Genomic DNA, 19,432 nt, shown 5'->3' with positions numbered 1-19,432 from the left:
TTCAATCCATGCATACGCGGAAAATCAAGTTTTTATTTTTTGATCAATGAATGTTGCCGATCAAGTTGCGGATCGGTTTTCTAGCTAAATACAAGATGATACCGACAACAACGGCTACTCCGCCGACGATGCCATAGTACATCCCTTCTGTTTGCGGTGTGTAGAACCGAGCGATTTGCGCATTGATGGCTTGTGAAGAAGCGTCTGCTAACAACCAAATCGCCAAGGTTTGTGCTTCGAAGGCTTTCGGCGCTAGTTTGGTCGTCACCGACAAGCCCACCGGTGAAAGACACATTTCCCCTGCAATCATGATGAAGAAGCTCAATACCAACCATAATGGGCTGACCCGTTCTTCTACTCCAAACAAGAGGCTTGGCAGCATTAGCAGTAGAAAGGACAAACCGGCTAAAACTAAACCGATGGCAAACTTCACTTCTGTCCGTGGCTGACGAGAGCCTAGTTTGGTCCACAACCAGACAAAGACAGGTGTCAGTAAGACGACAAAAAGTGGATTTAAGGTTTGATACAAACTTGCTGGAATATTGATGCCGAATAACGTTGATTGCGTACGGTCAGCGGCAAACAATGCCAAGATCGATGAGCCTTGTTCTTCCAATGACCAAAATACGATCGCTGACAAAAAAAGCGGAATGTAGGCCAACACTTTTTTCTTTTCATCTGGTGTGACATCTTTCGAACGGAGCATTTTGGTAAAGTAGTAGATTGGTAAGAAAATACCTAGAACACTGATAAAGTTGATGAAGAAATCAACCGTCAGATGGCCAGTTGCAGCTGCTGCACCAAACAACACTGCCAATGCGAGAAGAACCAGAACGACTGCTCGGAAGAAGGTTTTCTTTTCGGCTGCCGATAAGGGATTCGTTGGCGCGATCGCTACGCTTTTCAACGTGGTTTTTCCTTGCACATAATACTGCACCAAACCGATGAACATCCCGATAGCAGCAATCGAAAAGCCTAAGTGGTAGTTGACCTCTTGTCCTAAGATCCCGACGATGATCGGTGCTAACAAGCCGCCAATATTGATCCCCATGTAGAAAATCGAGAAACCAGCATCCCGACGGATATCGTCTTTGCTGTATAAATGCCCCACCATACCCGACACGTTGGATTTCAAGAGTCCGGTTCCGATGACGATCAGCATCATGGACACAAACAACGCTGGAATCCCTAAAGGTGTTGCCAAAACGATGTGTCCTAACATGATCAAGATCCCACCATAAAAGACGGATTTATTTGATCCTAACAGACGGTCCGAGATCCAGCCGCCAACAATACTTGACATATACACTAAGGAACCGTAAATCGACATGATCGCCACAGCCGTTCCTTTTGGCAACCCTAAGCCGCCGTTGGCAACTGCATCGTACATGAAGTACACCAGAATCGCCCGCATACCATAATAACTGAATCGTTCCCACATTTCCGTGAAGAATAAAGTCGACAGCCCTCGCGGCTGACCTAAGAATGTTTTTTCTTTTTCCATATGTAATGGCCCCTTATAAAAATTAATGAAAATAAAATAGCGGAATTTTTCTGAAAATTCACAAATGCCAGTTTATTCCCATTTGGTAACTTTTACAAGGGTATTTCCCTGAGAACATCTTGTAAAAAAGGAGGGAAATTTAAATTCAAATGAAAGCAAAATGAGAAGCCCTCCACCTAGGTGCAGTATGAGCCAATTTTCATATGTATAATTATTAAATTTTCTGTTTAAAAAATTAGAAAATGGTCTTCACCAATTTTTCTCTCTAGCCCCATTTTGCGGACTTTCCTACAAAAAAACACATGCAAGCATCTCTCTTGCATGTGCTTCAGCTTCTATTCTAAGAAATGTTTTCGCTTAGCCGCGTAAACGTTCCACATCGCGAGCGATCATTAATTCTTCATCTGTTGGGATCAAAAGTACTTTGACTTTTGACTCTTCAGTTGAGATCACTAATTCTTCGCCGCGTTTTGCATTTTGATCGACATCTAATTCGCAACCAAACCAAGTCATGCCTTTGATAACTTCGCTGCGGACGTGGGCATCATTTTCACCGATACCGGCAGTAAAGACGATCGCATCAACACCGTTCATGGTCGTTACATAGCCACCAATGTATTTACGGATGCGGTCAGTAAAGACGTCATAAGCAACTTTGACTTCTTCTTTGTCGTAGTTTGCTTCTAGATCGCGCATGTCGCTGGAAATACCAGTTAAGCCTAATAAACCAGATTTTTTGTTTAAAACATCCACCATTTCATCGATATTCAAATCTAATTTTTCCATTAAGTAAGGCAAAACAGCAGGATCGATGTCACCTGAACGTGTGCCCATCGTTACACCAGCTAATGGCGTGAAGCCCATTGATGTATCTACTGATTTTCCGCCGTCAACCGCAGTGATCGACGCACCGTTCCCTAGATGGCAAGTGATGATTTTTAATTCTTCGATTGGTTTACCTAACATTTCTGCTGCACGCTCAGAAACATAACGGTGGCTTGTACCGTGGAAGCCGTATTTACGTACTTTAAATTCGTTATAGTACTCTAATGGCAAGCTGTATAGGTAATTGTGTTTTGGCATCGTTGCATGGAAAGAAGTATCAAAAACAGCGACACTGATGATTTCTGGCAAGATTTTTTTGAAAGCAGTGATCCCCATCAAGTTTGCTGGGTTGTGTAATGGCGCAAATTCAGCCAATGCTTGGATGCGTTCCATCACTTCGTCTGTGATCACAACTGAATCAGGGAAATCTTCTCCGCCGTGAACGACGCGGTGACCGACGCCAGTGATTTCATCATAGGCACCTAAAATGTTTAATTCGATCAGTTGATCCAATAACATTTTTACAGCTACTTCGTGATCGTTGATGTCGATGATTTGTTCGAATTTTTGATCTTCCCCATATTTGATGGTAAAGATAGAATCTTTCAAACCGATTCGTTCAACGATTCCTTTAGCGACAACTGTTTCCTCTGGCATTTGATATAATTGCCATTTTAAACTTGAACTTCCAGCATTGATTGCGATTGTTTTTGACATGATGATCTCCTTATCCGAATTATATTACAGATTTGCTGCTTTCCAAGCCGCAAATTGTTCAAAAAGTTTTGTGATGTTCTTTGGTTCTTTCAGTGAGGCTAGCTTGACCAGCAAGACTTCGTCTGCTTGTTTGCTTGTCCCTCCATGGTTTTGTAAAAGCAAAATACTTTTACGTGAATGTTCATTTTTAAAGAGTTCTTCAGGAAGCTGAATCATTCCTTGCAAATAAACCTTTTCTTTCAGCCATTTTTTCAAAAATTCACTCTGTTCCGTTTCCAAGAAGTTGCTTGGTACTAAGAACAAACCGTAACCGCCAGCTTTGACATAGTTCATCGCTTGTTCCATCAACAAATGATGGGCGTAACTGTGCCCTTCTAGAGCCGCCGTAATGAAGCTGCGGGCTTTGTCATCTTGTGGGTAATAGCCCACCGGTAGATCGCTGATCGCCAGATCCATCGGTTCGATCAAAAGCTCTTGCAAGCCATCTTGATGGAACAAATGCAAGGGCGCTTTGGTCCATTCGCCAGTCGCAGCTGCGATCGCCAACAAGGTTTCGTCAATATCCACACCGGTTCCTTCTACTGGACGCTTCGCTAATTGCAGATTCAGCAAGACTGTCAATAAGAGATTCCCCATGCCTACCGATAAATCAAGAAGTTTCACTGGTTGGTCGGCACTACTCAACTGCTCGATCAAATAGACGAATAAAAACCCAAGACTATCTGGTGTCAGTTGGTGATTGGCCTGCAGGCGCTCCGTTTGGCTGCCTTTCAACAAAACCAACTGCGCAAGCTTGCGTTTTTCTTCTGCCGATAGTTCCATTGCTCGAATTTCTTGATAGATGGTTTCTAAACGAGCAGCAGTTGCTTCATCTGGTACCCCATCGATCACGCGAACTTGGTATTGATCAACAAAATTTTCGATCGTCTCTACGTAAGCATCAAAAAAAGACGTTTCCAATGCGTTTTGAAGCAGTTGGATCGCTTCAACGGTCAAATGAAAAGACGTTTCCATTTTTTCTGCGGACATCTTGCACCTCTTTTCAAAACTATAACAACATATATACCTGTTTAATTTTAGCCGATTCATCCAAAATAATCAATCGCTTTCGTTTAGAATAATTTGTGAAGCTGTAAACATTCTTTTTCTATTTCTGTATGAAAAAGGATGGTCGAAACAACCATCCTTTTCCTGTACTATTCTTCTTGGTCATCTGTGTCTATTTCAGGCTCTTCTTCGGGTAACAAAAAGGTAAATGTAAAGCGGCGGCTTTTGACATGGCACTCGATCTGTAAGAGTTGTCCTTGCCGTTCATAGGTTAACTTTCCTACATTATAAAGTCGTGACCCTTGATCTGCCAATTCGTTTTGCAAGAATTCCGCATGAAACAGTTCGCTCATGATGCGGGCTTCATAGGTTTCAATGGTTTTTGTATAAAAAAGGGCTGTTGTGCGGCTGTTTTCTAACACTAGCAATAACATCAAGCTCAACAGCTGCACAAACAACAATGCTGTGAGTAAAATACCGCCTTTATGCCGCCTCTTGTGTGTGAATTTTCCATTGTCCAATTTTCTGCTCTCCATTCTCAAAGGAAACGGTAAAGCGGATCGCTGCGCCAATTTTCTCAAAAGACACATCCGTTACTTCTGTCAATAGTGGTTGATACCCATTGTTGTCCCGCTTTCGCAGCACGCGATTGATGCGATCGATGGTGACCGAATTGTTTTGACTGCTTCTCAAATACAGTGTGGTCTCACTGACCGATAGATAGGTACAGGTACTTAATTCCCGTTCCAGCTGAAACAAAAACACATGCCATTCTTGATCTTTGCGAGCCATGATCTGCTGATTGACGGGTGCGAGGTGCTTGACGATCCCGCTGATCAGCAATAAGCAGATCGCCAATACCCATAAAGACAACAGACACTCCAACAAAGTAAAGCCTTTACTCTTCATACACGATCTCCCAGAGCTGCTCGCAGCTTTGGATGCGTGCCTGTTGATGCTGCGCTGCTTGCCAAAAGCGAACTTGATAGACTGCCTGACGCTGCGTCGTGTAGGTAATGGTTGACGCATCAAAGGAGTGGTTCTGGACTTCTTCATACAGCACCCGCAGCATTTGGGCTTTTTCTTGCAATGCCGCACTTTGCGTCAGTGAAGCGGTCTGCATTGCTAAAAACAGTAACACACAAGTTGCCAAGACCCCAAAACCAATCAGGCTTTCTGCTAAGATGAACCCACTATTCAACGATTTTTTCATAACGGCCACTCCCAAATAAAAACTTATAGCTGATGGTTTGCTTTTTCTCCTGCCAATAGAAAATGATCCTTCGCAGACTGCTGTTGTTGCCGGATTGACTACTAAAAAGAATATCGGGAAACGCCTGCATCGCTAGTTGAGGAGGAACGTCGATCTTGGTGACTGGCTCAGTTGCAGCGCCGTAAAATGAAACAGTTGGTGTTGGCTCTGCTTGATAGATTGCTCGGGTTTGTGTGTTATCGATGATGGCCGATTGCTGCAAGGTATAGAGTCCTTTTTCTAAGCGAGCACAAAAGCCGAAAACTTCCGCAGATCGTTGATAGTACTCGATAGCCACGACGGGGAAAAAGAGAAAGAGACTACTGATCAAGAGTACCAAGAGACTTTCCATCAAGGTAAACCCAGAAAATCCCCTAGTGCCATTGTTCTCACTTTCCCTGCTCATAAATCGCATATTGTTCCTCAGATACATACCCTTCTGCAATCAATTCTTCTTTCGAAGGCACCCGATCTTCATTTAGACGAAAGAGTTCGATCTGGGTTTCCACTACTTTCACGATCGCCGCATTTCCTTTCTCATCAATGATTCCTCTTTGATTGGCAAGATTTGGGACAAACAACAAAACCAAAATACTGATCACTAATAAAACGACTAGCATTTCAACCAATGTAAATCCTTTTTTGACACGCCAAATCCTCTGCTTGCGAGGAGATGCTACTTTCTTTTCTATCATTCGATCACTCCTTGGATATTTCCATAGATTGGTAAAAACATAGCGGCATAGATCCCAACGATCATTAAAGCAACCAACAAAAAAATCAGAGGCTGAACCCAGTGAATGGCTTTTTCGATTCGTTGAAACAAGCGTTCCATCAATAATTGACTGTATAAAAAAAGCTCTTCTCCTAACTTTCCTCGTACTTCTCCTTGAAAGACGATCAAAGAAAATTCGGGTGTGAGAAACGAGAAATGACGAAGTTTTTCTGGGAGTTCGCCCCCAAGTGTCAAGGTCACTCGCAGTTCTCGTGCTAATTCTTGGATCAAGGTAGCTTTATTGGTGTGCTCCATACACTCAATGATCTGTTGGATATCTAACCCTTGCTGAAACAACTTGCCCCATTCCAATGCGAAAAAACTCGTGTGATAACTCGTGTACAATGCTCCGAACAATGGCAGGTGGCTGAAAAACACAGCTTTTTGCAAGGCAGTGCGGCGGGCAAACACCCAGCGGCTGATCACAAAAAGCAGCACACTTAACAACAAGAAGAGGATAAGTACTGCTGGTGCCCAAGTGATGGCGCGAATGCCCCAATGACCTTCGTCGATCATGCCAGAGGCTAGCAATTGGGGCAATAAAAAGCGGTGCATCCCAAAAAGCGCAGCTATTAAAAAGACCAGTAACAAAAGCGGATAGGCAGCTACTTTGTACAGCAGCTGTTTTTGCTTGTTGACCAATTTATGGTAGTCGACCATCCGCCGCAAGGTCGCCGTGAGATCCCCATGATTTTCTGCTAAATGAAGCTGACTTTTTTCAGTAGCCGATAACGACAACGGCGCTACCGCTGCTGCAAAGCTTTGCCCTTGGGCGAGATGGACAATTAGCTGTTCGATCACAGGTTCAGAAAACTGGCGGCTGCGCAGCAGCACTTGGAGGCTTTCTTGTAGGGAAAAGCCACTCTCCAATAACACCGTGAAGGTGACTAAGAGGGCTTCAGTTGCACGGCGTGGTAGCTGGGGCTTCTTTTTCATAAACTTCATCGCTGATCCACCCACTTTCTTTCACTTGTTTTAATACCTGCTGCCACTGTTTTTCCACTTGCCCCTCATAAAAGTGATATGCCAGCAATCCATGAGGTTCATTCGCTTCATTTGGCAACAATCGCTGATAAATGATCCCTTGCAGCGCATGTGCCAGACGATCGTCTGTCCCGAGCAATTCCAGCAGCCGCGTCTTTGTTTCTGCTACACCTCGGGCATGGATCGTGGCAAATACTCGGTGACCTGTCAGAGCGGCTCGTACAGCGGCTTGCGCCGTTTCTTTGTTACGAATCTCGCCGATCAAAAGCAGGTCTGGACGATGCCGCAAGGACAAGCGAATCAATTCATCATAGTCTTGTTCGATCTTCAAATTGGTTTGCAGCTGTAAAAAGCGCGGCTCCTCGATCTCCACAGGATCTTCGATGGTAATGATTTGCCCCTTGGTTGCCCGAGCTAATTGATACATGAGGGTCGATTTCCCTGAGCCAGTGGGGCCAGAAAACAAATACAGCCCTCTTTGTTTGGTTGCCTGTTGGATCTGTTGGACGTCTTCTGCAAAAAAATAGCGCAGATGCTCCTGAGTCAAAGGATAAAGAAACCGCATCACGAGACTTTCACGCCCTTGGTAATCACCGACTGTGGAGATGCGCAGCCGCTGCAGCTGATCGCCTAACGGATAACTGACTGCTCCTAACTGAGCTTTGCGTCGTTCTCCCACCTCCATTCCTCCTAAAAATTTGAAGCGAGTGATCAGCTGTTGGGCTTCTTCATTGGTCAGTACTTGATAGGTCTTTCTGAGATAGCTTTTACTGAAAATCACCTCCATCTGTGTACCACTCGGCAAAATGGCCAGATCCTGCATGCGTTCTTGTCTGCCATAGTGAATCAACTCATCTGAGAATGCTTGAATATCCACGACTTATCCCTCCTAAAAAGAAATACGCAAGCCTTTTGAGAATAGAAAAAAAAGACGAAGCAAATTTGCTTCGTCTTTCGTCTCTTCTTTATTCCTGCGGGTCTTTTGCCACAAATTGGGCTTCCACCCGATAGATTCGCTGCCCGCGGCTTGAGAATTTTTCTTCATATTCCGTCATGATATTGTTCTCAAAGGTACTGTTATGCAGGTCCAACCAAACTTGTTTGATGATCATGCCATATTGAGAAAAGCTCGCTAAGGAATACTCAAACAATCCTTGGTTGTCCGTTTTGAAATGGATTTCGCCATTAGGTCGTAAAATTTGCTCGTCCACCGCTAAAAAGGCTTTAGAAGTCAAACGGCGCTTCTCATGCTTCTTCTTAGGCCATGGATCAGAAAAATTCAAATAGATCTGGTCTACTTCATTGTCCGCAAAATAGTTGGTCAAAGCCGAACCATCCACATGCAGCAGCTGCAAGTTTGGGATCTCCTGCTCGATCATTTTATCCAATGCGATCGAAACGACACTGATCTGCATCTCTACCCCAATATAATTGATCTCAGGATGAGCTTTCGCCATTTCCGTAATAAATTGACCTTTTCCCATGCCGATCTCGATGTGTAGCGGATGATCATTGCCAAAGCGTTCATGCCAACGCCCTTTCCATTCGGTAGGCTCTGCAACGACGTATTGTGGATGAGCTTCAATCAGCTCTTTTGCACCTGCACGTTTTCTTACTCTCATGTTTCTTCCTTTCCGAAAAAACAAGATGGAACCAAATTGCCTCGCTCCATCTTCTCTTCATTCACTATAAATTCGTTTTAATTGTAAAATCTCTGCATTCATGGCTTTGTAATCGCCCCGCAGATAATATTTTTTGACCTCTTGCAGCATACTCAACAATGCATACCAATAAATTTTTTCGATCACTTCGCTGCTGCTATGGATACCGTAGCGCACCAGCCAATGGGACCAGCTGGATAGCGGCACATAGTGACCTAAAATAGTCCCGATATCGATTGCTGGATCTGCAAACATCACGGAATCCCAATCGACTAAATACAAATAGTTTTGACAAACCAGCCAATTTCGATAATTGACATCGCCATGGACGACCGCGGCTTTTTGCTCGTCAAAAGCTGGAATATTGGCTTTTAAATACTCGGTGACCAAATGAATAAAACGGTTTTGAGCCACCGCAGAAGGCAGCTGATCTTGATAATCCATCAGCATCTGTTCAGGCGATCTGACTTGTCCGCCGATTTTGCTTAGCATCTGTGCCAGCGTTTTTGAATGATGCAAGTGATACAACACATCAATGACGTCATTTCTTTGGCCGATCTCATCGGGATCTAAGACCCGTCCATCCAGCCATTCTTGTGCGGAGAGCGTATCCCCATTTCCCGTCCGTTTCGTCCAGACGAGTTTGGGTGCAATGCCCTCTTTAGAGAGTGCCGCAAGCATCGGGGTCGTATTTCGTTTGATAAAGACTTTGTCGTTGTCCTTGAGCCCGATATAGGCTTTCCCGGTGTCGCCTTTGATCGGCCGCATACGCCAATCTTGATCCAAGCGAATATCCATCCTAGCTTCTCTCCTTATTTCGCAGTACCTCTTATTCTAGCTTCCTAAAGGGTCGCCGTCAAGCGCATATGCGTTCGCTTTTTGTAAGAGAGGTCTCCTGAGGATCAGGCGTGCATTTTCTTTAATCGCCCTGGCAAGTAGATGCCTAAAAAGAGACCCGCAAAGAGGAAGAAGCCCACAAAAGCGATGCCCCCTTGCCAAACAACGGGCAGGCGCCAGCAACAGATCACGCCGAAAAAAACAGTCGTCACAAGCAAAAGTGACCCGATAATTTTTTTGATTGCTGCGGCTTTTTGTTTTTCTGGCACGGGATACAAATGGGTCAAAACCATGTATTGAAATTCATTGATCAAAGGGATCAGTTGGAAACCGATCAGATAAAGAAACAAGCAGCCGATCAGCAGACTGATCCAAAGCTCATCGACAAAGAATAAGACGAAGCCACCAATCAAGGATAAACGAACATAAAGACCACCGTATTGCCCACCACGAATCACTCGGCGCAAGTAAAGATAAAGATACGTATTGCTTTGGGCTGGTTTGATCTTTGCCAGCAACCAGTCGAGGTATTTGCGCCGTTTGGCTTCCGTCGTGATTTGGGGAACATCTGTAAACAAGTTGATAAACCGATAGATCCGTAATAAGCGTGATTGCTCAGCTTGGATCATATAGTCCCAATCCAAGAGCTGACGATTAGATTTCACGCCAAAGAGGAACCAGATTGCTTGGAGGATGCTGATCACCAACCCTAGCCAAGGTGCTACATAAATACTGGCAAGTGTGGCAGCTAACGCACTGGCGAACCAGATTCCTCGCTGCTGTTTGACTTGCTGATGTGTTTCTTGATACAACCGAATCCGCTGCAGTGAAAGATCCCCCAGTTTTAACAGCCACATCATTCCTAAAAAGAAGGGAAAGGAAGCAAATGTACTGTTTGCTGTGACCACGACTAAAGGCATCGTTGCTCCTACGGCTAAAAATAAGACCCCAAAGGGCAGCCAGAGGGAATAACGCAGGGCTTGACTGAGGTAACTTCTCATTTGCCCTTCTTTGGCTAACAGAAAAATCAAATCTGCCGGTTTCGTCAGTGTCGCTAAGCGTCCCAGCGGTAAAACAAAGAGCCAAACAGCGACCACGATGATGCCGCCTAATGGAAACGGCCGCGGCAATGTTTTTAGCAATTCCGAATAATAGAGCCCCAGACCTCCCACTAAGAAGGTGCTGATCAAAGCAAAATGATCATTGAAGACATAGCGCAAATAGCGTGTCATCTGTTTTTGATGCCGCTGTAAGCGTTGCGAGAAAAACTGCTTCATGCTTGACTCTCCTTTGTCAGTGCGAGGTACAGATCATCAAGGGAGGCTTCTGGTGCTTGAAATTGGCTTCTTAGCTGCGCCAATGTGCCTTGTGCGCGGATCTCACCGTTATGCAGTAGGATGAATTTGTCACAATACTTCTCTGCGGTTGCTAAAATATGGGTGGACATCAAAATTGATGCCCCGGTTTGTTTCATCTCATTCATCAGTTCCAATAACGCATTGATAGCTAAAGGATCTAATCCTAGAAAAGGTTCATCAATGATGTAGACGCTTGGCTCAATCAAAAAGGCACACAGCACCATGACTTTTTGTTTCATCCCTTTTGAGAAGTTTGCTGGGAACCAATCGAGTTTGTTTTCTAAGCGAAAGGTTTTTAACAAACGCTCCGCTCGCTTCATGGCTTCTTCTTGCGGAAGGTCATAGGCCATCGCTGTCACTTCAATGTGCTCTCTTAAGGTCAATTCTTCATATAAAGATGGGGTTTCGGGAATATACCCGATTTGTTTGCGGTATTGCTCTGGGTTCTCCTTCAAGGTCAAGCCGTCGATCGTGATCGTCCCGCTGTGAGGTTGCAGTAACCCGATGATTTCTTTGATCGTCGTACTCTTCCCCGCCCCATTCAAGCCAATCAGACCAACGAGCTCACCATCGCCGATCGTAAAATCAATATTTTTTAAGACTGGCAGCTGGTTATAACCGCCTGTCACATTCGCTACTTGTAAAGTCATTCTTTTCCTCCGATTCGCCTAATTACGGCTTTCTGTCAACGTAGGCTTTTTTTTCAATCCGCTAGCAAAACCGTTGCTTATTTTTCTTTATTCGTGACTTGTAAGATAAATTCGTTTTCTCCCACTGTAATGGTTTCTTGCGGCAATTCTTGGCTACCAAAGCGTTCTTGCCACAGTTGTGCATCACTCGCTGGAAAAATGACCATTTGGATCGCACCGGCGGCAAGACGGGTGGTAAAGGCTTGAACAGCAGCTGGTTCAGCATAGGAAACCAGACTGATCCTCAACTCTTCTTTTTGATACCCTTGGTCGATCGCCCAGGTCTCAACGGCTGTCTCCAATTCACTCTGCACCGTAGGGTCCATCGCTGTTTCAGTGACGATGGCGGCATTGACTACTTCTTCTTTTGGACGCGTTAGCGAATAGGTGATCGAACCTGCGAACACCACGAACAGCGTGATCGCAATCAACCATTCTTTATAGGCATAAGCCAAGTAGCGGAGCTTCGCTGAAGTCGTTGTTTTTTTCTGTAAGGTTTCTTTGATGATCGGTTTCATAGGTTCCTTCTTTCCAATTGATTTCTGATATTAAGTCTAGGGTTGTTGGAATCTAAATGCAAGCGTTTCTCGCTCGCTTTTCGCATTTCTTTAAAAAAGCGCCTTTGTTGAAGGAACAGTTGCCTTGTTCCGACTTTTTCAAAGAGGAAACCAGACGAAAAAAAGCAAAATATGGTAAAGTAGAGGTAATAGATCAAGGAGGTTTTTTTACAATGGAAAATTGTATTTTTTGTAAAATCAACAATCGTGAGATCCCTAGCTACAAAGTCTACGAGGATGAGCAAGTTTATGCCTTTTTAGATATTTCCCAAGTCACCCCTGGTCATACATTGGTGATTCCCAAAACCCATGTGACGGATATTTTTGAGTACGATGAAACGTTGGCAGCAGCGGTTTTTGCCCGCATCCCTAAGATTGCTCGGGCGATCGAAAAAGCATTCCCTGAGATCGAAGGCTTAAATATCATCAACAACAATAAAGAATTGGCGTACCAATCGGTCTTCCATTCCCATGTCCATTTGATTCCTCGTTATAGCAAAGACGATGATTTCAAGATCCATTTTGGCAATCACGCAGACAATTACACGGGGGAAGAACTAGCGGCAATCGCCGAAAAAATTGGAAAGCAGGTGGACTAAATGATCGGCAATTTTCTTAAAGGACTATTATTCGGGTCCATCGCCGGCGGCTTAGGCGGTTTGCTTTTTGCACCGAAAAGCGGCAATGAAACCCGTGAAGAATTGATTCGCTATTTAGATGACACAACAGAAGCGACCTTAGAATTCAATGACAGCGTCAAACAGCTAAAAGATGCCGTAATGGTGACCCGCAAAACGATCGACGAAACGATCCCTGTTGTTACGGAGTCTTTCACGAAAGATTTGGAAGCCTTCAAATTCCAAGCACAACCGCGCCTTGCTCGGATCAAGACCCAAATGGAGCAATTGAATCAACACATTACGACGATTCAAGCCCAAAGCGCAGAGGATGACAAACAAATCGAAAATTTGTAGTTTTTATGAATTTTGTTTGAAACATCCACTGTTTTCTTCCCAACCATTTCTAGAAGTGGTATAGTAGGTGCAGTGATTATTATGAATCTTTTTAGAATTAGGAGTGCTTAAACGAATGAAGAAAAAATTACTTTTAGTAGCAGTCAGTGCAATGAGTCTTTTTGCATTAGCGGCTTGTGGAAACTCAAGTGAGGAAATCGCAACAATGAAGGGCGGTAAAATCACTGTTCAAGATTTTTATGACAAAGCAAAAACAAGTTCAGAAAACCAACAAGCGTTGCGTCAAATGATCGTCTTAAAAGTCTTTAATGAAAAATATGGCGATGACGTGACTGAAGAAATGATCGACGAACAATTTAACAACGTGGCTGAACAATACGGCGGTAGTGATTCCTTTGAATCAACCTTGACTGCTTCTGGTTATACGGTAAAATCTTACCGTGCAGAATTGAAAGAACAGCTTGCGTTACGTGAAGGCTTAAAAGCCAACATGGATATTACTGATGAAGAAATGAAAACTGCTTGGGATTCTTTCCACCCAGAAGTAGAAGCACAAATCATCAAAGTAGCAAGTGAAGATGATGCCAAAGATGTCTTAGAAGAAGCGAAAAAAGATGATGCTGACTTTGGCGAAATCGCTAAAGAAAAATCAACGGATGCAGCAACAAAAGAAGATGGCGGAACGATCAAATTCGATTCTACGTCAACTGCTGTGCCAAACGAAGTGAAAACAGCCGCTTTTGATTTAAAAGATGGTGAAATTTCTGAAGTGATTTCTGCAACCAACACGTCGACTTATACGACGGAATACTATATCGTGAAAATGGTGAAAAACCAAGACAAAGGCAACGATATGGATAAATACAAAGATGAACTGACTGAAATTGCTCAAAACACGTTGTTGAATGATTCAACCTTTATGGCAGCAACGATCGGTCAAGAATTGCAAGCAGCCAACGTGAAGATGAAAGACTCTGACTTAGCAGACTTGCTTTCTGATTACATCACAGCTGCCGAAACAGAAGATTCAACTGCTGACTCTTCTGCAACGGATGCAACAGACAGCTCTGCAGCAGATTCTTCTGCTACTGAGGCAACCGATGATTCTACTGCAACAAGTGAAAGTGCTACAGATTCTTCTGCTGAATAAACGAACAAAGAAGTGCCGTCATAGCGGTGCTTCTTTTTTTGTGCCGATTAGATTTCTATCTACGATTCAACTGCTTTTTCCAGCAGCTAAAAAAGCCACGCTAAGCAAGCCTAACGTGGTTTTTGTTCTTTCTATCATTCACTTTGATCGATCAAGCTGCAACATCACTGCTACACTTCTTTCGGTACATAAAAACTCCGATTGTCCATGCCAAAAATTCGGTCTGTGTATTGACCAGGTTCTGTCAGGCGGATCGAGGTCAGCATCATTTGCATGGAAGCATCCAAATTATCGATCTGATGGAGGATCTCCGCTTCCATTATGCGGGGCCGAACAGGTGACCCATATTCTAACAAGCCATGGTGGGCTAAGACTATATGCCGCAAAACAACGATGTCTTCTTGTTTGTCATCAAATTTCAAAGCAATACAGGCTTGCGTGATTTCTTCATCCACTAAGACCAAATGCCCTACTAGATTCCCCGCTAAGGTATACTCTGTCGTCATGGGACCTGTCAACTCGATCACTTTTCCTAAATCATGTAAAATAATGCCCGCATACAGCAGTGACGCATTTAATTCAGGGTATTCTTTGACGATCGCTTTTCCTAAGCGCAGCATAGTTGTCGTATGATACGCCAATCCACTGGCGAAGGCATGGTGATTGCGCTTCGCAGCTGGAAAATCAAAGAATTCCTTTTTATACTTGTTCAACAAGAAACGGACGATGCGATTCCAGTGAGGATTTGTGATCTCAAACAAGATTTGACTAATTTCTTCTTCCATCTCTTCTTTTCGCAAGGGCGCTTTTTCCATGTATTGGCTTGGTTCGTGGGGTTCTTCCGGCTTCGCTAAACGCAAATGCATGATTTTGACTTGCGGATTGCCTTGGTAAACTTCTCGTTTCCCATCTAGTAGTACCACTTTCCCGGGTTCAAAACGGGCGATTTCTTCATCTGATGCATCCCAAAACTTTCCATCGATCGTGCCAGATGTATCCTGAAACGTGAAGGCAATAAACTTTTTGCCGTTTTTCGCGATCCGTACATCGGCATTTTTGATCAGTAAGAAAAGTTGAAACGTTTCATCAACAGTTAATTCACGAATTTTTTTCATGGGCTTATTTGGCCGATCAGCCAAATCTTTCACTTCCTTTACTCAGATCCTGGATAGGCTGCTGGTACTTCTGATAATAGCTTACCATTTCTTGGTCAGAAGACAAACAAATTACTTGATAACTTTGTCCAAACTCTTTTAATAGTGCTGCGAAGCGTTCCTTACGAACACTGTCATAATGCAACCAACCATCATCAATAATGATCGGGCACAACGGATGATTTTTTTGTAGCGCTAGATAACCGAAACGTAACGCCATGATCAACTGATCCTTCGTTCCTGTGGACAAGTCAATGATCGAAAAGGGCTCGCTGGCATTTGCCGCTACTAACAGACCATTTTCCAGAAGAATCTTTTGATAACGTCCGTTTGAAAGCTGTTCAAAATAAGTCGAAGCGGCTGACAATAGCTGCGGCAATTGCTGTTCTGACAATTCAGTCGTGACATCCGTCAAAATTGAAGCCGCCAACTGACGACTGCCCCATGCCACAGCGAGTTCTTCAATGACCGCCTTCAGCTCACTTTCTTCTTGATAAAGCTGATTCAAGGTACCGTTTTTTTGACTGGCTGCTGCTTCTAATTCCAAGCGTTGTTTGTGCTCCGTCAACTGCTGCATTTGTGCCTGAAGCTGTGTTTGCTGCTGCTTGATCTGGTCTTTTTGCTGCAGCAATTCTGCTTGTGTCACTGGTTTGGGATAGATCGGTGTTAACATCCCCGCCAATTCTTCTGCTCGCTGCTGCGTGCGTTGCGCTGCTTCCCATTGCTTCAACCAGAGGCTGATTTCTGCAGGGTGATCTAAGCCTTGTTGCTGCAAGAGCGCACTGGCTTGGGCAAGCAGCTGGTCGCGTTCGTTGCGAGTACGGGTCAACTGTTGCGCCAGTAACGTGCTAGGTTGTTGCAACCGCGAAAGCTTGATCGTTTGCATCTCTTCATGAAACTTCTGCAACATCGCCGCTTTTTCTAACAAGGTTTTGTTTTGCAGCGGCAGCCACTCCGCATACGGGCGGAATTGCTCCTCAAAGGGGGCCAATTCTTCCGTGACCGCTTGCCGTTCTTGATAGGCTTGCTTGCGCTGCTGCGAGTAGGCTTGATAGCTAGCAACATCTTCATCATAGGCGAATAGATACGACTGCCAGTTTTCCACCGGCAAATCACCAAAAAAGGGTGTCAACGCTTGGTGGGCACGGCTGATCTGCTGTTGCTTTTGCTGCTGTTCATTTTCCAGCTGTGCCAACTCTTCGCCCAGCAGATCCAACTGCATGAGGACCGTCTGCCATTCTTGCTTGATGCCTTGCTGCTTGTTTGGTGCTGCTTTCATCAGCGGCAAAATACTGCCGATGATCGCTGCGATCCCCGCACTTAATGCAAGCCAGCGCCACGGACTTGGCAAAAAGATACCGATCACTGCGACTAGCCCACCGACGATCCCTAGCGGCCATAGTGGGCGAGAAACGGGCTTGCGGCCAATCAATTGAGGATGCTGCTGTTCTAAGCGGGCCGCGGTGTCTTGCAAAGGTTGCGCTTTTTCTTCTAAATGCCTCATGCGCTTTTCGAGCTCTTCTAACTGCACACGTTCTTGCAGTAAACGTGTGGTTTGTTCATGGATCGAAGCCGTTACTAGCGGCGGCGATTCTCTGCTCCACTGGCGCTTTTCAATCAAGCGATTCAACTCTGTGATGGCGACAGTTTCTTGTTGATTGGCTGCTGCTTCACGATCTGCCAAACGCGCCATCGTCACTTGCTGCTGCAGTAAGTGATTGATCTGATGCTCGTGATCAAGGTAAAAGAAATACTTGTCTGATTCTTTTCCTTGCTCCAACTGATCTAATTCGGCTTCTTTTTTGCGAATTTCTTCCGTCAGCTGCTGATACTGCTGATAAAACTGTTTGATGGCTTGGACTTGCTGAGGATCGGCTAGCGTATCTGCTGGTGCCATTTGCTGCCACTCTTCATAAAGGCCCCAGTGACTCAGCTGTTGCTGATTTTCCTGATAAGCGTCATTCAATGCTTGATACTGGTGCCGCAAGTCTTGGATCTGTTCTTGCAGCTGGGCGATCTGTTGATACTGCTGTTGGATGCGGCTTTCTTCGCTTTCTTTTTCCACAATCGTTTTTTGCAGTTTTTCTAATTGTTTTAATGCTTGGTTCAAAGGCAGCTTTTGCCCTCGTGGCTTGTATTGCTGCTGATTGGTGGTTTCATATTGCGCCACTTGCTGCAGCATTTTTTGACTGCCGCTGATCCCTAGAGAAATCAACGCTTGGTGCAGCTCATTTTCTTCTAGCTTATCGATCTGGGTCAATTGCTCTTGCTGAAAAGTAAAGACATCGAAGAACAATGCTCGATTGAGGGGCTGCAGGTGTTGTGCCAGCCATTGCTCATCGACCGTCTGGCCAGCGACATGGACTTTGGCACGACCACGGTCCACTTGCCGATAGCGTTCCACGATCACTTCGCCGAAGGGTTCCAGCGCCAACCATAACTTGCCACCGTAAGCAGCACCGTTTTTGGGGGTATAGTCTTTTTTCTTGGCTGTCTTTTTCGGAAAGCCAAACAAAATGGCGGCAATAAATTGATACAACGTCGATTTTCCGATCTCGTTGTGCCCAAAGAGCAGCTGATTTTGCGGATGAAAGGCAAAGCTTTGTTCATGGTATTTCCCAAAACCGGTAATCTCTGCTTTTAAAATTCTCATGACTGCTCCTCCCATTGAAAGTCGTCTTTCAACAATTGCTTGGCTTGCTGCAAGACTTCTTCTTGAAATGATTCATGGGTGATCCCCCGCTGGATCAGTGGATGCTGCAATAGATCCGACAATCGATCCGCAAACATCTCTGGCGACTCATACATCGCTAAAAACTGCAGCATATAATCTTCTGATACCGCCAATGCGATCTTGTCTTCATTGGCTTGCTCGACTTCAAGGGCATAGATCACTTGCAGCGGCTCTGTTTGTGCCAACCGTTCATTGAGGTAGGTCAGCCATTCATTTTTTTCCGCAGCTGGAAACCAATCTGGCGGCAGCTGCTGCACATCGGTCAACACCAGATGCAGCAAGCGCGAACGAGGACTTTTTAAGCGCTCGATGATCGCTGGCAATACGGCATTCGAGGCAGTCACATCCGCTAAGGAGACCACTTGCTTTTGCCAAGCGATCTCTGCGATCTCCAAGCGCTCGATCGTTGGTCCCTGCGGCGTTAAGTCTGCCAAAATCACCCCAGTCGCCTGTTCTTTCTTGGTCTTTCCTTGAGGTGTACCTGGATAGAGAATCGGTGGCTGCTCTGAGAGCGTCTTAGGTACATGGATGTGCCCCAAGCCCCAATAATCATAGCCTTTTTGTTTCATTTCACTGATTGAAAAGGGGGCATACCGTTCACCAGCTTGGTCCCCGTGGTAAAGCCCGATATGGTAATCCACCGCTGCTCTTGCAGGAAATTCTGTTACTTTATTTTCAGTGATCCAAGGATGTTGGTAGCTAAATCCACTGATTGCATAGGTTTCACCGTTTTTCGTTGTTCCTTGAACCGTTTGAACTTCTTCTGATGAAAAGAGAATGACATTTTCTGGAAAAGCAAACCAATACCGTTGCGGATCATAATAATCATGGTTGCCGAAAATCATATAGACAGGGATCTGTGCTTCCCCTAGTCGTTGCAGTTGGGCAAAAAAGTCATGCTGCACTTTTAGACTCGGCCGTGCTTGATGGAATGTATCCCCAGCCAGTAAAACAAAATCGACCGCTTTTTCTAAGGCAACATCCACCAAATTACGGATGATTTTTTGATTGATGGCAGGGAGTTGGGTCTTCACTTTTTCAGATAACAAATGAACCCCTTCAAATGATCGGTCGATATGCAGGTCTGCACTATGTAAAAATCGCATTTCTTTCTCCCTCCTTAATGCTTCTATCATAACATTTCTCAGGCATTTCGTCAGCAAAATACGAAAATTTGTTCGCCTTTTTCATAAAAAAAACCAAAGAAGCGATTT

At 44.6% G+C, this 19,432-nt stretch carries 21 protein-coding genes; 3 read left to right on the top strand and 18 right to left on the bottom strand.

What is annotated here, in order from left to right:
• Positions 1-43: 43 nt before the first annotated feature.
• The 15 genes from Q1X33_RS10700 to Q1X33_RS10630 form a co-directional block, all read right to left on the bottom strand.
• Complete coding sequence (locus Q1X33_RS10700) at positions 44-1,504, bottom strand: peptide MFS transporter (protein ID WP_005227746.1); 1,461 nt, start codon at positions 1,502-1,504, stop codon at positions 44-46.
• Between the two features lie 357 nt (positions 1,505-1,861).
• Positions 1,862-3,046, bottom strand: a complete 1,185-nt coding sequence (locus tag Q1X33_RS10695) for an acetate/propionate family kinase (RefSeq protein WP_005227745.1) — start codon at positions 3,044-3,046, stop codon at positions 1,862-1,864.
• A gap of 24 nt (positions 3,047-3,070) precedes the next feature.
• Complete coding sequence (locus Q1X33_RS10690; protein WP_005227744.1) at positions 3,071-4,075, bottom strand: class I SAM-dependent methyltransferase; 1,005 nt, start codon at positions 4,073-4,075, stop codon at positions 3,071-3,073.
• Positions 4,076-4,242: 167 nt separating this feature from the next.
• Positions 4,243-4,614: a competence type IV pilus minor pilin ComGG gene (comGG, locus tag Q1X33_RS10685; RefSeq protein ID WP_015510479.1), complete on the bottom strand. Its 372-nt coding sequence runs from the start codon at positions 4,612-4,614 to the stop codon at positions 4,243-4,245.
• Complete coding sequence (gene comGF / locus Q1X33_RS10680) at positions 4,577-5,002, bottom strand: competence type IV pilus minor pilin ComGF (protein ID WP_005227741.1); 426 nt, start codon at positions 5,000-5,002, stop codon at positions 4,577-4,579. The genes comGG and comGF overlap by 38 nt, the downstream gene beginning before the upstream one ends.
• Positions 4,992-5,306 (bottom strand): hypothetical protein, encoded by a 315-nt coding sequence (locus Q1X33_RS10675; protein WP_015510481.1) that lies wholly within the window; start codon positions 5,304-5,306, stop codon positions 4,992-4,994. Before Q1X33_RS10675 ends, comGF begins: the two co-directional genes overlap by 11 nt.
• A complete protein-coding gene (gene comGD, locus Q1X33_RS10670) occupies positions 5,287-5,760 on the bottom strand; it encodes a competence type IV pilus minor pilin ComGD (RefSeq protein WP_034869031.1) in 474 nt (157 codons plus the stop codon). The genes Q1X33_RS10675 and comGD overlap by 20 nt, the downstream gene beginning before the upstream one ends.
• Positions 5,735-6,040 (bottom strand): competence type IV pilus major pilin ComGC, encoded by a 306-nt coding sequence (gene comGC / locus Q1X33_RS10665; RefSeq protein WP_005227736.1) that lies wholly within the window; start codon positions 6,038-6,040, stop codon positions 5,735-5,737. Before comGC ends, comGD begins: the two co-directional genes overlap by 26 nt.
• A complete protein-coding gene (comGB, locus tag Q1X33_RS10660) occupies positions 6,037-7,065 on the bottom strand; it encodes a competence type IV pilus assembly protein ComGB (RefSeq protein WP_034869028.1) in 1,029 nt (342 codons plus the stop codon). The genes comGC and comGB overlap by 4 nt, the downstream gene beginning before the upstream one ends.
• Positions 7,019-7,981 carry a competence type IV pilus ATPase ComGA gene (gene comGA, locus Q1X33_RS10655; protein ID WP_005227732.1) on the bottom strand — a complete coding sequence of 321 codons (963 nt, stop codon included), beginning with the start codon at positions 7,979-7,981 and terminating at the stop codon, positions 7,019-7,021. Before comGA ends, comGB begins: the two co-directional genes overlap by 47 nt.
• Positions 7,982-8,069: 88 nt before the next feature.
• Positions 8,070-8,726, bottom strand: a complete 657-nt coding sequence (gene trmB, locus Q1X33_RS10650) for a tRNA (guanosine(46)-N7)-methyltransferase TrmB (protein ID WP_005227731.1) — start codon at positions 8,724-8,726, stop codon at positions 8,070-8,072.
• Between the two features lie 57 nt (positions 8,727-8,783).
• Positions 8,784-9,563: a phosphotransferase family protein gene (locus tag Q1X33_RS10645; protein WP_005227730.1), complete on the bottom strand. Its 780-nt coding sequence runs from the start codon at positions 9,561-9,563 to the stop codon at positions 8,784-8,786.
• A 104-nt stretch (positions 9,564-9,667) separates the two neighbouring features.
• Positions 9,668-10,879, bottom strand: coding sequence for an ABC transporter permease (locus tag Q1X33_RS10640; RefSeq protein ID WP_005227729.1), 1,212 nt, complete (start codon positions 10,877-10,879; stop codon positions 9,668-9,670).
• Positions 10,876-11,610: an ABC transporter ATP-binding protein gene (locus Q1X33_RS10635; protein WP_005227728.1), complete on the bottom strand. Its 735-nt coding sequence runs from the start codon at positions 11,608-11,610 to the stop codon at positions 10,876-10,878. The genes Q1X33_RS10640 and Q1X33_RS10635 overlap by 4 nt, the downstream gene beginning before the upstream one ends.
• 77 nt (positions 11,611-11,687) lie before the next feature.
• Complete coding sequence (locus Q1X33_RS10630) at positions 11,688-12,167, bottom strand: hypothetical protein (RefSeq protein WP_005227727.1); 480 nt, start codon at positions 12,165-12,167, stop codon at positions 11,688-11,690.
• A gap of 212 nt (positions 12,168-12,379) precedes the next feature.
• On the opposite strand from Q1X33_RS10630, the gene Q1X33_RS10625 reads away from it, so the two are divergent.
• The 3 genes from Q1X33_RS10625 (at position 12,380) to Q1X33_RS10615 (ending at position 14,330) form a co-directional block, all read left to right on the top strand.
• Complete coding sequence (locus Q1X33_RS10625) at positions 12,380-12,805, top strand: HIT family protein (protein ID WP_005227719.1); 426 nt, start codon at positions 12,380-12,382, stop codon at positions 12,803-12,805.
• Positions 12,806-13,180 carry a YtxH domain-containing protein gene (locus Q1X33_RS10620; RefSeq protein WP_005227717.1) on the top strand — a complete coding sequence of 125 codons (375 nt, stop codon included), beginning with the start codon at positions 12,806-12,808 and terminating at the stop codon, positions 13,178-13,180.
• A gap of 115 nt (positions 13,181-13,295) precedes the next feature.
• Positions 13,296-14,330, top strand: coding sequence for a peptidylprolyl isomerase (locus Q1X33_RS10615; RefSeq protein WP_005227715.1), 1,035 nt, complete (start codon positions 13,296-13,298; stop codon positions 14,328-14,330).
• Between the two features lie 170 nt (positions 14,331-14,500).
• Here the strand turns inward: Q1X33_RS10615 and Q1X33_RS10610 are convergent, their stop codons facing one another.
• From Q1X33_RS10610 to Q1X33_RS10600, 3 genes are read right to left on the bottom strand one after another with little or no spacing between them, the layout of a single operon-like run.
• Positions 14,501-15,445 (bottom strand): 3'-5' exoribonuclease YhaM family protein, encoded by a 945-nt coding sequence (locus tag Q1X33_RS10610; protein ID WP_005227714.1) that lies wholly within the window; start codon positions 15,443-15,445, stop codon positions 14,501-14,503.
• Positions 15,446-15,461: 16 nt separating this feature from the next.
• Positions 15,462-18,137: an AAA family ATPase gene (locus Q1X33_RS10605; protein ID WP_301969665.1), complete on the bottom strand. Its 2,676-nt coding sequence runs from the start codon at positions 18,135-18,137 to the stop codon at positions 15,462-15,464.
• Entirely contained in the window at positions 18,134-19,324 is a 1,191-nt protein-coding gene (locus Q1X33_RS10600) for a DNA repair exonuclease (RefSeq protein WP_010749015.1), read from the bottom strand. The genes Q1X33_RS10605 and Q1X33_RS10600 overlap by 4 nt, the downstream gene beginning before the upstream one ends.
• Positions 19,325-19,432: the final 108 nt, after the last annotated feature.

It is taken from the genome of Enterococcus sp. B2E4, assembly GCF_030499455.1.
Lineage (GTDB): Bacteria > Bacillota > Bacilli > Lactobacillales > Enterococcaceae > Enterococcus_D > Enterococcus_D casseliflavus.
This window is presented reverse-complemented; position numbering and strand designations above follow the sequence as displayed.